Below are 11,059 nucleotides of genomic sequence, written 5' to 3' on the forward strand. Positions count from 1 at the left end.
GCCCTGTCGATCGCGGCCGACGCCGGCCCCGCCGGACCCGGCCCGGTCGACCGCGCCCGGCTGGTGCGCGCCTTGCTGAAGGCCGGGCTGGAAGCGGACGCCCGCGCCTTCGCCGTGGAGGGGCTGCTGGCGCTGCAGCTGAAATGAGCCCCCCCTCTACCTCAAGGGCCGCCGCAGGCTGGATCGACGCCTTCCTCGAGATGATGGCCGTCGAGCGCGCCGCCGCTCGCAACACCTTGACCGCCTATGCGAAGGACCTGGCCGACGCCCGGCTGTTCCTGGCCTCGCGCGGCGATCTGGACGGCGCCTCGGCCGAGGTGGTTGAGGCCTATTTCGCCGATCTCGGCGCGCGCGGCCTGTCGCCGGCCACCGCCGCGCGCCGTCGCTCGGCCTTGCGCCAGTTCTACCGCTTCGTGCTGGGCGAGGGCTGGCGCGAGGATGATCCCTCGCGCCGGGTCGAGGCCCCCAAGGCCGGACGCCCGCTGCCCAAGGTGCTGTCGCGCGAGGCGGTCCTGCGGCTGATCGCGGCGGCGGCCGCCAAGGACGGGAGGCAGGGGCTGCGCCTGGCCTGCATGATCGAGCTGCTCTACGCCTCGGGCCTGCGGATCTCCGAACTGCTGAACCTGCCCCTGGCGGCCCTGGCCCGCGACCCGGCCTTCCTGATGGTCAAGGGCAAGGGCGGCAAGGAGCGGCTGGCTCCGCTGAACGACGCCGCGCGCACGGCGGTGAAGGCCTATTTAGAGGTAAGACTGCAATTCCTGCCAAAGGGCTTCAAGGAGAGCCCCTGGCTGTTCCCGTCGCGCGGCAAGGGCGGAAAACTGACCGCCCGGCGGGTCTCGCAACTGCTTGAGGACGCCGCGATCGCCGCCGGCATCGACCGCCAGACCGTCAGCCCCCACGTCCTGCGCCACGCCTTCGCCACCCACCTGCTGGAAGGCGGCGCCGACCTGCGCGTCATCCAGACCCTGCTGGGCCACGCCGACATCGCCACGACGCAAATCTACACCCACGTGGCCGGCGACCATCTGGCCCAGGTGGTGAAGTCCAAGCATCCGCTGGGGCGGAAGGGCTGAGCTTCGGCGCCATAGGTTGTGCCATCCGGCCAAGCTTGCGATAGATCACCCGTAAACGGGGGTTTTCATGCGTAAGAGATCAGTCGTCACGGCCGTTATGGGCCTGATTGTCGTCGGATACGGCTTGGCGCCGAGCGTCGCCTACGCAGCCAAGCCGGCGCGCGTGTTCGTCCAAGTCGGCAAGGACCTGAAGGGTCAGCAGGCGGACGAAACTACGTGTACGGACTATGCCAAGGGCGTGCCGACGCCGGGCATGCCGCCCATGGTCACGACCGGCGGCGTCGCTGGCGCGGCGGGAGCGGCCCTGGCCACCGGATTCCTGGCCGGGCTTGAAGAAGCCAAGGCCCGACGCGCCGGCTACGAGCGTTGCATGAGGGCGCGAGGCTACATCAAGGTGACGCTGGCTCCGGCCGAAGAGGCGGCGCTGCGCGGCGCCAAGGGCCAGCCCGCCCGCGAGGCCTGGTTCACCAACTTCCTGAGTCAAACCGAGCTGGCCCAGCGCATCGAGGCCGCCAAGGCCCAGATCCAGGACCTGCCGGAAGTCCCCTCGACGCCCGCCAGCACCGACGGCCTGGTGCTCGACCTCGCCCAAGCCAAGCTCGCCGAAGGCCCAGCGAACGAGGGCGGCGTCCTCCTGGTCATCCCGGCCAGCCACCTGGCCACGGCCCGCCTGGCCGCCGACTATCCGGTGTCCAACATGCTGGGCGTCAACAAGCGCGGCGAGGCCGGGGCCCTGTTCCACGCCGTGGCGCGCGGGCCCTATTCGACCCAGTGGTGCGGACCGTTCCTGAACAACTCCATCCAAGGCCAGATCACCATGACCGGCTGCGTGGAGGCCGTGGGCGACGACTTCAAGGTCGTCAACGCCGTGGGCGAATCCTGGCTGGCCGGCGACCTGGATGCGGGCGGTTTCCCGGTTGACGCGCCGCCGAAGCTGGAGGTCAGCCCGATCGACCTGCTGGGTCCGGTCACCCTGACCCTGGCCCTCGACAAGATCACCAAGAAGGGCGTGCGCCTGAAGGTGTTCGGCGAGCGGGACGGCAAGGCGGTGACGATCTGGCGCGGCGGCGGCAATTTCGATGCAGAGGGGCGACTGGTCGTGCCGCTCTGGACCCATCGTCTGACGCTGATCCGGCGAGATCAGGGGATTGCGGGCGTCCTGACCGCCGACGGCGACGGCAAGGGCTGGTGGTCGACCGGAACGCCGTGACGGGTTTCCGCGCCGGGCCGCCGCATGCTAGGCCCCACCTCCATTGGAAGGGCTTCATTTAGGAGGCCCTTGGACGAAAGGGACTGGTGATGTCGGACGAAACCCGCGACAGCAACGGCAACATCCTGGCCGACGGCGACAACGTCACCCTGATCAAGGACCTCAAGGTCAAGGGCTCGGGCGGGGTGACGCTCAAGCGCGGGACCCTGGTCAAGAACATCCGCCTGACCGGCGACACCGACGAGATCGAGGCCAATGTCGAGAAGGTGCGTGGCCTGGTGCTGCGGGTGGAGTTCGTGAAGAAGGCTTGAGGCTTTTTCAAACATGCCGCTCATCCCGGCGTTCGCCGGGATGAGCGGAAATTATGTGTTTCCCTCGAACGCCGCCTTCAGCTTGGGCATGTCCAGCTTCACCATCTGCATCATCGCCGCGAACATCCGCCCGACTGCGGCCTTGTCGGGACTGGAATAGAGGTCCAGCAGCGCCTGCGGCACGATCTGCCAGGACAGGCCGTACTTGTCCTTCAGCCAGCCGCACTGACTCTCCTGGCCGCCGTCGGCGGTGAGCGCGTCCCAGTAGCGGTCGACCTCGGCCTGGTCGGCGCAGTGGACCACGAACGACACCGCCTCGGTGAAGGTGAAGTGCGGGCCGCCGTTCAGGGCGGTGTAGGCCTGGCCGTCCAGCTCGAAACCGACGGTCATCACCTTGCCGGGCGGTCCCGCCGGCGGCTGGGCGTCGCTGGGATAGCGCGCGACGCTGGTGATCTTCGAATTGGGAAACAGCGAGACGTAGAAGTTCGCGGCTTCCTCAGCCTGGGTGTCGAACCACAGGAACGGGCTGATCTTCTGCATGGGGCGTCCTCCGCTGAACGGTTGTCGAACCCAGGACGATCAAGACACGTGCGTTCCGACATCGGCGCGGGCTTTTCGACCAACCACCCTGTCGCGGCGACCAACGCCGGCGTTGCCGGCTCCGCCGCCACGCACTAGTTACGCTGGCATGGCCGCTTCCGAGATCGAACCCTTCCACGCCATCGCCATCAGTCGTCTGGCCCACCAGATGAAGGCGCAAGGCCAGTCGATCATCCACATGGAGTTCGGCCAGCCCTCGACCGGCGCGCCCAAGGCCGCCATCGCCACGGCGCACCATGTGCTGGACACCGACGGCATGGGCTATTGGGAAAGCCCGCTGTTGAAGGCGGCGATCGCCAAGCGCTACGCCGAGCTGGATGGGGTGGTGGTCGACCCCGAGCGGATCATCCTGACCTGCGGCGCCTCGCCGGCCCTGGTGCTGGCCCTGGCGTCCAACTTCCGGCCGGGCGACCGGGTGGCCCTGGCCCGGCCCGGCTACGTGGCCTATCGCAATACGCTGAAGGCCCTGAACCTGGTCCCGGTCGAGATCGCTTGCGGGGCCGAAAGCCGCTTCCAGTTGACCGCCGCCCACCTGGCGGCGCTGGACCCCGCGCCCGCCGGGGTGATCATCGCCAGCCCGGCCAACCCGACCGGCACGATCATCCCCGCCAGCGAGCTGGAAGCCATCGCCCGGGTCTGCCGCGCGCGCGGGATCCGCGTGGTCTCCGACGAGATCTATCACGGCCTCAGCTACGGCGAGCCGGCCCGCTCGATGCTGGCGTTCGAGCCGGACGCCCTGATCGTCAACAGCTTCTCCAAATATTTCAGCATGGCCGCCTGGCGATTGGGCTGGGTGGTCGTGCCGGCCGATCAGATCCAGCGGGCCCGGGCCTTCATGGGCAATCTGTTCCTGACCCCGCCGTCGCTGAGCCAGCACGCGGGCCTGGTCGCCATGGACTGCGTGGATGAGCTGGAGGGCCATGTGACGGTCTATCGCGCCAACCGCGCCCTGCTGCTGGACGCCCTGCCGGCCCTGGGCCTGGCGTCTATCGCGCCGCCGGACGGGGCCTTCTACATCTATGCCGACATCGGCCATCTGACCGACGACAGCCTGGCCTTCTGCGAGGCCCTGCTGCGCGACACCGGCGTGGCCACCGCGCCCGGCGTCGATTTCGACCCGGTCGACGGACGGCGGTTCATCCGCTTCAGCTTCGCGGTCTCGACGGCGGAGGTGGAGGAGGCCTTGCGGCGGATCGTCCCGTGGTTCGCCGCGCGAGCGGCCGCCCAGGGCGTATCGACGTTCAGCGTTTGAGACGAAAACCTCGTCCCCCCAAGTGCTTTTTGGCGACAAGCTCAGGATGAGGTTTTTCTAACGCTCAGGCCTGTAAATGGTCCTCATCCTGAGCCTGTCGAAGGACGAGGACCACGCAACGCGCGTGAATGTCGATAGCTCTAGTCAGCCTGGCACGGACGCTTCGGGGCTAGGTCGCCCAACGCCGTGACCGTCTCGGCGCGCAGGCCCAGCTCTGGTCATGACGTTTGCCCGATCCGGCGAACGTCTTGCCCATTCCTGCGCCGTCGATTTGGGGATCTTATAGTCGCGGCGACCCGCGCCCATCTTCCAGGCGGAAGGCGGACCTTCCCACGCGAAAACAGAACACAAGGAGCTTCCCATGAAGACGCGCAAACTCGGCGACGGGCTGGAAGTCTCGGCCATCGGCCTGGGCTGCATGGGGATGGGCCAGGTCTACGGCACGGCCCTGGACAAGGCCGACGCCTTCAAGGTGCTGGCCCGCGCGGTCGAGCTGGGCGTCACCTTCTTCGACACCGCCGAGGTCTACGGCCCCTATCTGAACGAAGTGCTGGTCGGCGAAGGCCTCAAGCCCTTCCGCGACAAGCTGGTCATCGCCACGAAGTTCGGCTTCGACATCGCGCCGGAAGGCGCGGGCGAGGGCTTTTCCCGCATGCGCGGGACCGACAGCCGGCCCGCGCACATCCGCGAGGTGGCCGAGGCCTCGCTCAAGCGCCTGGGCGTCGAGGTGATCGACCTGTTCTACCAGCACCGCGTCGACCCGAACGTGCCGATCGAGGACGTGGCCGGGACGGTCAAGGACCTGATCGCCGAGGGCAAGGTCAAGCACTTCGGCCTGTCGGAGGCCGGTCCCGAGACGATCCGCAAGGCCCATGCGGTGCAGCCGGTGGCGGCCCTGCAGAGCGAGTATTCGCTGTGGTTCCGCGACCTGGAGAAGGCGACCCTGCCGGTGCTGACCGAACTGGGGATCGGCCTGGTGCCCTACAGCCCGCTGGGCCGGGGCTTCCTGACCGGCGCGATCAAGGCCGACGCGCCCCTGGCCAAGGACGATTTCCGCCGCGGCCTGCCGCGCTTCCAGGGCGAGGCCCTGGCCCGGAACCTGTCCCTGGTCGAGGCCCTGACGGGCATCGCCGCCGACAAGGGCGTCACCCCCGCCCAGCTGGCCCTGGCCTGGATCCTCCACCAGGGCGATCATATCGCGCCCATCCCCGGCACGACCAAGATCAGCCGGCTGGAGGAGAACGTCGGGGCGGTGGACGTCGCGCTGTCGGCCGCCGACCTGGCCAAGATCGCCGCGGCGGTGCCCGAGACGGCGATCGAGGGCGCGCGGTACAGCGAGGCCGGCTTGAAGATGGTGGGGCGGTAGAGGGAAACCCTCTCCCGGAGGGGAGAGGGAGGGACCCGCGACGAAGTCGTGGGAGGGTGAGGGGTGACGCCCTCGCCGATTTCTCGCAAGGCCCTGCCGGCACGCCGTCCGAGGTCCAAACCCCTCACCCTCCCATGCTGCGCATGGGCCCCTCCCTCTCCCTCTGGGAGAGGGTTTTAAAGGGTATTGCCCCCCGCCCCAGACCCAGCCCACACTCGCCGTCATGGCCGACAACCTCTTCACCCGCCCGGATGCGATCGAGCTGGTCAAGCTGGGCAAGACCACGATCACCCTGGGCGGGGTTGGGGCGGCGATCGTCATCGTGGTGGCGTCGATCTATCTGTCGCGCCTGGTGGCCGCGGGCCTGAGGCGGCTGCGCGAGCGGTCGGCCGGCAGCGCCCCGTCGCTGTACATCGTCGAGAAGCTCAGCACCTACGGCCTGCGGACCATCGGCCTGCTGGTGGCCCTGTCGGTGATGGGCGTGAACCTGACCTCGCTGACGGTGTTCGCCGGGGCGGTGGGCGTCGGGGTGGGCCTGGGCCTGCAGGGCCTGGTCAAGGACTTCGCCTCGGGCGTGTCGCTGATGTTCGAGCGGCTGGTGGCGGTGGGCGACTTTGTCGAGCTGCAGAACGGCGCGCGCGGCGTGGTGCACGAGATCGGCCCGCGCTCGACCCGCATCCGCACCAATGACAGCACCGACCTGATCGTGCCCAATTCAGTGCTGGTCAACGAGCCGGTGATCAACTGGACCCTGGGCCACACCACGCGCCGCATCCATGTGCCGTTCGTCACCGCCTTCGGGGTCGACAAGGAGAGGGTGCGCGAGGCGGTGCTGGCGGCGGCCCACTCGGTGTCGTTCACCGCCCCCGACGACGCGGTGCGCAAGGCCCAGGTCTGGCTGGTCGGCTATGGCGAGTCGGCGCTGAAGTTCGAGCTGATCGTCTGGCCGACCGTCGATGCGGTGCGCCGTCCGGCGGCGATCTTCGCGGCCTATACCTGGGCGATCGACGACGCCCTGCGCGGGGCCGGGATCGAGATCCCCTATCCGCAACGCGACGTGCGGCTGCGCGGGCTGTTCGGCGAGGAGGGCGACGACGCCCGCGCCGCCCTGCGGCTTGAGGCCCGGGCCGGCCGCAAGGCGCGCGCCAAGATCGTGGCGGCCTCGAAGAACGACGCGGCCGAGGATCTCAACCGCGAGGATCCCGAGGAGCCGCCGCCGCCGGTGCAGGGAGCGCCCGCGAAGGCGTGACGCTTCCCTTCGCGTCAGTCTTGACCCCGCTACCGCGCCGCCGCAATCTTCTCGCAACTGCGAAATAAGAAACGAACTGGGAAGAGCGCATGAAGACCCCCCGAGGCTTTTTCAAACCCCTGGCCATCGGGGCGCCGACCCCGTGGCGGGAGCCGCCGGCCCGGGTCGAGCGCATGATCCACTTCGTGCCGCCGCATCTGGACAAGGTGCGCGCCAAGGTCCCCGAGATCGCCCCCACCGTCGACGTGATCCTGGCCAATCTGGAAGACGCCATCCCCGCCGACGCCAAGGGCGCGGCCCTGGCCGGCGCGATCGCCATGGCGCGCGAGACCGACTTCAAGGCCCTGGGCGTCGGGCTGTGGGTGCGGATCAACTGCCTCAACTCGCCCTGGCATCTGGACGAGGTGGCGACCCTGGTCGAGAAGGCCGGCAACCAGATCGACGTGATCATGGTCCCCAAGGTCGAAGGGCCGTGGGACATCTTCTACATGGACCAGCTGCTGGCCTCGCTGGAGGCCAAGCACGGGGTCACCCGGCCGATCCTGCTGCACGCCATCCTCGAGACGGCCGAGGGGGTGATGAACGTCGAGGCCATCGCCGGCGCCAGTTCGCGCATGCAGGGCATCAGCCTGGGTCCGGCCGACCTGGCCGCCAGCCGCGCCATGAAGACCACCCGCGTCGGCGGCGGCCATCCGGGCTATCGGGTGATCGAGGACCCGCATGCCGACGGCGGCCCCCGCGTCTCGGTGCAGCAGGACCTGTGGCACTACACCTTCGCCAAGATGGTCGACGCCTGCGCCGCCCACGGCATCAAGCCGTTCTACGGTCCGTTCGGGGCCATCGACGACCCGGTCGCCTGCGAGCAGCAGTTCCGCAACGCCTTCCTGATGGGCTGCGCCGGGGCCTGGAGCCTGCACCCCAGCCAGATCGCCATCGCCAAGTCGGTGTTCTCGCCGGCCCCCGACGAGGTGGCCTTCGCCAAGCGCATCCTCGAAGCCATGCCCGACGGCACGGGCGTGGCGATGCTGGACGGCAAGATGCAGGACGACGCGACCTGGAAACAGGCCAAGGTCATGGTCGATTGCGCCCGGCAGATCGCGGCCAAGGATGCGGAGTATGCGGCGCTTTATGGGTTCTGAGGCGCACTGACTTGCCCCCACCTGGCGGCTTCGCCGCCTGTCCGCCCCCATAGGGGGCGGAGCGTTCTTCCCCCTGTGGGGGAAGACGACCGCGAAGCGGTCCGTAGGGGGCAAGTGTTCACCGCGCCTAAGCCGCCCGCGTCTCCACCTTCGACCCCGCCACCAGCATCTTATGCACGGGGCAGGCCTCGGCGATCTCCATCAGCCGCGCGCGCTGGGCCTCGTCCAGGTCGCCGCCCAGGGTGATCACGCGTTCGAAGACGTCGGCCGGCAGCCAACCGGGCTCGCGCCGCCATGTCACCTCGACATGGACCGCGCCCAGGGCCCAGGCCTTGCGCTTGGCGTAGAGTCTCAGGGTCTGGGTGGTGCAGGCGGCCAGGCCGGCGGCGACCAGGTCGTGGGGATTGGGACCGACATCCAGCCCGCCGTCGGCCGGCGTCAGGTCGCCCGTGAAGCGGGCGGGGCCGGCGGTGATCAGGATCTGCACGCCGCCGTGGCCGCTGTCGTCGGCGATGGCGGAGGGGCGGGCGGGGGCGGTCATGGGCGGACTCCGTCAAGCGAGCCCGAACTATAGCGCGCGCGAACGGCGGCGCTTGAATCTTCGTGCGCTTAAGCCGCCGCCCGTTGGGCCGAAGTCACCTCGAAAAGGCGCGTGGCGCCGCGCCACACCTCGACGGTGTCGCAGCCGCGATGCAGGCCGACCAGATCTTCGGCGCGACGGCGCGCGGCCTGGTCGTCGAGGCAGGGGGTGACATCGAAACGCGGCACCGAGCCGTCGGACTCGACACAGAAGAAGGTGAACACCTGCATGGGAACATCCGTTCGCTACAGGCGGGACCGGGTCCATTTTCGATGGGCGGGGCCGCGGGCGTCGGCGTTTGTTCTAAGCCGACCAGCAAGGATATAGGCGATAGGCCGAGAATTAACCAGAGCGCCTGAGTTTCTATACAAGACTCTTCACAGATTCCCTCCCGGAGTCGAATCCCCAGGACGCGCGGGGGTTCCCCCTGATTTCGGGACCGCCACCGTGCCGCCGACCGAGGAATCTCAGACCTGGCGAGCCCTTTAAGGTCGTGTCGGGGCGATTTCGAGGCCTTGGTGCGCCAAAAGCGGTTTCGTTTTCGGCTATCGCGCTCTAGGTTCGCCACCTTTCCGCAACGGCGACGTTAAGAGACCCATGGCCGCGCATTATCTCGACTTCGAGCGACCCATCGCCGATCTGGAAAGCAAGATCGAGGAACTGTCGCGGCTTTCCGAGACGGCGGGCCCGGGCGCGTTCGAAACCGAGATCCAGGCCCTGCGTGATCGCGCGCAGCAAATGCGCAAGGAAGCCTATGCGGGTCTGGACGCCTGGCAGAAGACCATGGTCGCCCGCCACCCCGAGCGCCCGCACCTGAAAGACTACATCGCCGGCCTGATCGACGAGTTCGTCGAGCTGCGCGGCGACCGCAAGTTCGCCGACGACCAGGCCATCGTCGGCGGTCTGGGCCGGTTTCGCGGCATCCCGGTCGTGTTGATGGGCCACGAGAAGGGCCACGACACCACCACGCGCCTGAAGCACAATTTCGGCATGGCCCGCCCCGAGGGCTATCGCAAGGCCGTGCGCCTGATGGACATGGCCGAGCGCTTCAACCTGCCGGTCATCACCTTCGTCGACACCGCCGGCGCCTATCCGGGCCTGGGCGCCGAGGAGCGCGGCCAGGCCGAGGCCATCGCCCGCTCGACCGAGCGCGGCCTGGTGCTGGGCACGCCGATGGTGGCCACCATCGTCGGCGAGGGCGGCAGCGGCGGGGCCATCGCCCTGGCCGGCGCCAACAAGGTGCTGATCCTGGAGCACTCGATCTATTCGGTGATCTCGCCGGAAGGCGCGGCCTCGATCCTGTGGCGCGACGGCGCCCGGGCCAAGGACGCGGCCGCCAACATGAAGATCACCGCCCAGGACCTGATCCAGCTGAAGATCGTCGACCGCATCGTCGAGGAGCCGGCCGGCGGGGCCCATTCCGACCCGGCCGCGGCCATCGAAGCCGTGGGCGACGCGGTCGAGGACGAGCTGAAGGCGCTGATGAAGCTGTCGGCTGTCGAGCTGAAGAAGCAGCGCGCGGCGCGGTTCTACGCGATCGGCCGCGAGGGGCTGCAGTAGCATCCTACTCCCTTCATCCCGGCGAAAGCCGGGACCCAAGCCGAGTCTGACATCGGTCCAAGACGGCTAGATCGCCCGCAACCATTCCTGATCCCCAGCTTGGGTCCCGACTTTCGTCGGGATGAAGGGATTTATTTTTGGCCGGCATGTCACGTCCCACGGGCTGACCTCGTCTTGTTCCCGAAGCCCTCCGAAGGGCCAAATCGAGGACAAGATCATGAGCGCCGAAACCGCCCCCTTCCGCCACGACATCAATGTTCCGGCCGTCTACCAGGCCTTCATCGCCGCCGAGACCGCGGCCGTGGGCGCCGGTGTCGACGCGCACCTGGTGCACCTGGTCAAGCTGCGCGCCTCGCAGCTGAACCAGTGCGCCTTCTGCGTGAAGATGCATTCCAAGGAGGCCCGCGACGACGGCGAGACCAACGAGCGGCTGGACCGGCTGATGGTCTGGAGCCACGTGTCGGACTTCACCGCCAAGGAGAAGGCGGCGCTCGCCTGGACCGAGGCCCTGACCCAACTGCCGACCCACACCGAGCTGGGCCCGCTGCGCGCCGCCCTGCGCGAGCACTTCAGCGACGTCGAGGCCAGCGCCCTGACCAGCGTGATCGCGATGATCAACATGTGGAACCGGCTGGGCGTGTCGGTGCACTAGGGCTCTGGAAGACCCCCTCCGTCGGCTTCGCCGCCACCTCCCCCAGAGGGGGAGGATCTCGGCGCCC

General features: G+C 68.6%; 13 protein-coding genes. 10 read left to right on the forward strand and 3 right to left on the reverse strand.

The genetic code is table 11. The annotated features are described in order from the left end of the window. From WAL33_RS01735 to WAL33_RS01750, 4 genes are all read left to right on the forward strand, one after another. Nucleotides 1-147, forward strand: a 147-nt coding sequence (locus WAL33_RS01735; RefSeq protein ID WP_422177900.1) for a hypothetical protein, incomplete at its 5' end; no start/stop codon positions are given. After that, the gene (locus WAL33_RS01740; protein WP_422177878.1) at nt 144-1,073 is read left to right on the forward strand and encodes a site-specific tyrosine recombinase XerD; all 930 of its coding nucleotides are present in this window, start codon (nt 144-146) and stop codon (nt 1,071-1,073) included. The genes WAL33_RS01735 and WAL33_RS01740, both read left to right, overlap by 4 nt. Nucleotides 1,074-1,140: 67 nt before the next feature. Beyond that, nucleotides 1,141-2,283 carry a hypothetical protein gene (locus WAL33_RS01745; RefSeq protein ID WP_422177880.1) on the forward strand — a complete coding sequence of 381 codons (1,143 nt, stop codon included), beginning with the start codon at nt 1,141-1,143 and terminating at the stop codon, nt 2,281-2,283. Between the two features lie 89 nt (nt 2,284-2,372). Beyond that, nucleotides 2,373-2,594, forward strand: coding sequence for an alkylphosphonate utilization protein (locus WAL33_RS01750; RefSeq protein ID WP_165184690.1), 222 nt, complete (start codon nt 2,373-2,375; stop codon nt 2,592-2,594). Between the two features lie 51 nt (nt 2,595-2,645). On the opposite strand, the gene WAL33_RS01755 is transcribed toward WAL33_RS01750, so the two are convergent. Then, nucleotides 2,646-3,134, reverse strand: coding sequence for a VOC family protein (locus tag WAL33_RS01755; RefSeq protein ID WP_422177882.1), 489 nt, complete (start codon nt 3,132-3,134; stop codon nt 2,646-2,648). 148 nt (nt 3,135-3,282) lie between these two features. Between WAL33_RS01755 and WAL33_RS01760 the strand changes: the two genes are divergently transcribed. The 4 genes from WAL33_RS01760 (at nt 3,283) to WAL33_RS01775 (ending at nt 8,200) form a co-directional block, all read left to right on the forward strand. Further along, a complete protein-coding gene (locus WAL33_RS01760; RefSeq protein ID WP_422177884.1) occupies nt 3,283-4,446 on the forward strand; it encodes an aminotransferase class I/II-fold pyridoxal phosphate-dependent enzyme in 1,164 nt (387 codons plus the stop codon). 361 nt (nt 4,447-4,807) lie between these two features. Continuing rightward, entirely contained in the window at nt 4,808-5,812 is a 1,005-nt protein-coding gene (locus tag WAL33_RS01765) for an aldo/keto reductase (protein WP_422177886.1), read from the forward strand. 223 nt (nt 5,813-6,035) lie between these two features. Then, nucleotides 6,036-7,061, forward strand: coding sequence for a mechanosensitive ion channel family protein (locus WAL33_RS01770; protein WP_422177888.1), 1,026 nt, complete (start codon nt 6,036-6,038; stop codon nt 7,059-7,061). Between the two features lie 89 nt (nt 7,062-7,150). Then, nucleotides 7,151-8,200, forward strand: a complete 1,050-nt coding sequence (locus WAL33_RS01775; RefSeq protein ID WP_422177890.1) for an HpcH/HpaI aldolase/citrate lyase family protein — start codon at nt 7,151-7,153, stop codon at nt 8,198-8,200. Nucleotides 8,201-8,327: 127 nt separating this feature from the next. Here WAL33_RS01775 and WAL33_RS01780 read toward each other — a convergent pair whose 3' ends face one another. Continuing rightward, nucleotides 8,328-8,741, reverse strand: a complete 414-nt coding sequence (locus WAL33_RS01780; RefSeq protein ID WP_422177892.1) for an OsmC family protein — start codon at nt 8,739-8,741, stop codon at nt 8,328-8,330. 68 nt (nt 8,742-8,809) lie between these two features. Then, complete coding sequence (locus tag WAL33_RS01785) at nt 8,810-9,010, reverse strand: hypothetical protein (protein ID WP_422177894.1); 201 nt, start codon at nt 9,008-9,010, stop codon at nt 8,810-8,812. A gap of 367 nt (nt 9,011-9,377) precedes the next feature. On the opposite strand from WAL33_RS01785, the gene WAL33_RS01790 reads away from it, so the two are divergent. Both WAL33_RS01790 and WAL33_RS01795 read left to right on the forward strand, forming a co-directional pair. Further along, on the forward strand, nt 9,378-10,340 hold the full coding sequence (locus tag WAL33_RS01790; RefSeq protein WP_422177896.1) for an acetyl-CoA carboxylase carboxyltransferase subunit alpha: 963 nt from the start codon (nt 9,378-9,380) through the stop codon (nt 10,338-10,340). Between the two features lie 217 nt (nt 10,341-10,557). Further along, the gene (locus WAL33_RS01795) at nt 10,558-10,992 is read left to right on the forward strand and encodes a carboxymuconolactone decarboxylase family protein (protein WP_422177898.1); all 435 of its coding nucleotides are present in this window, start codon (nt 10,558-10,560) and stop codon (nt 10,990-10,992) included. The last annotated feature ends 67 nt before the right edge of the window (nt 10,993-11,059 follow it).

The sequence above is a fragment of the Caulobacter sp. genome (assembly GCF_049283275.1).
GTDB lineage: Bacteria > Pseudomonadota > Alphaproteobacteria > Caulobacterales > Caulobacteraceae > Caulobacter.

Coding starts and splice junctions, on each gene's coding strand:
- WAL33_RS01740 (WP_422177878.1), top strand. CDS start 144: ATGAGCCCCCCCTCTACCTCAAGGGCCGCCGCAGGCTGGATCGACGCC.
- WAL33_RS01745 (WP_422177880.1), top strand. CDS start 1,141: ATGCGTAAGAGATCAGTCGTCACGGCCGTTATGGGCCTGATTGTCGTC.
- WAL33_RS01750 (WP_165184690.1), top strand. CDS start 2,373: ATGTCGGACGAAACCCGCGACAGCAACGGCAACATCCTGGCCGACGGC.
- WAL33_RS01755 (WP_422177882.1), bottom strand. CDS start 3,134: ATGCAGAAGATCAGCCCGTTCCTGTGGTTCGACACCCAGGCTGAGGAA.
- WAL33_RS01760 (WP_422177884.1), top strand. CDS start 3,283: ATGGCCGCTTCCGAGATCGAACCCTTCCACGCCATCGCCATCAGTCGT.
- WAL33_RS01765 (WP_422177886.1), top strand. CDS start 4,808: ATGAAGACGCGCAAACTCGGCGACGGGCTGGAAGTCTCGGCCATCGGC.
- WAL33_RS01770 (WP_422177888.1), top strand. CDS start 6,036: ATGGCCGACAACCTCTTCACCCGCCCGGATGCGATCGAGCTGGTCAAG.
- WAL33_RS01775 (WP_422177890.1), top strand. CDS start 7,151: ATGAAGACCCCCCGAGGCTTTTTCAAACCCCTGGCCATCGGGGCGCCG.
- WAL33_RS01780 (WP_422177892.1), bottom strand. CDS start 8,741: ATGACCGCCCCCGCCCGCCCCTCCGCCATCGCCGACGACAGCGGCCAC.
- WAL33_RS01785 (WP_422177894.1), bottom strand. CDS start 9,010: ATGCAGGTGTTCACCTTCTTCTGTGTCGAGTCCGACGGCTCGGTGCCG.
- WAL33_RS01790 (WP_422177896.1), top strand. CDS start 9,378: ATGGCCGCGCATTATCTCGACTTCGAGCGACCCATCGCCGATCTGGAA.
- WAL33_RS01795 (WP_422177898.1), top strand. CDS start 10,558: ATGAGCGCCGAAACCGCCCCCTTCCGCCACGACATCAATGTTCCGGCC.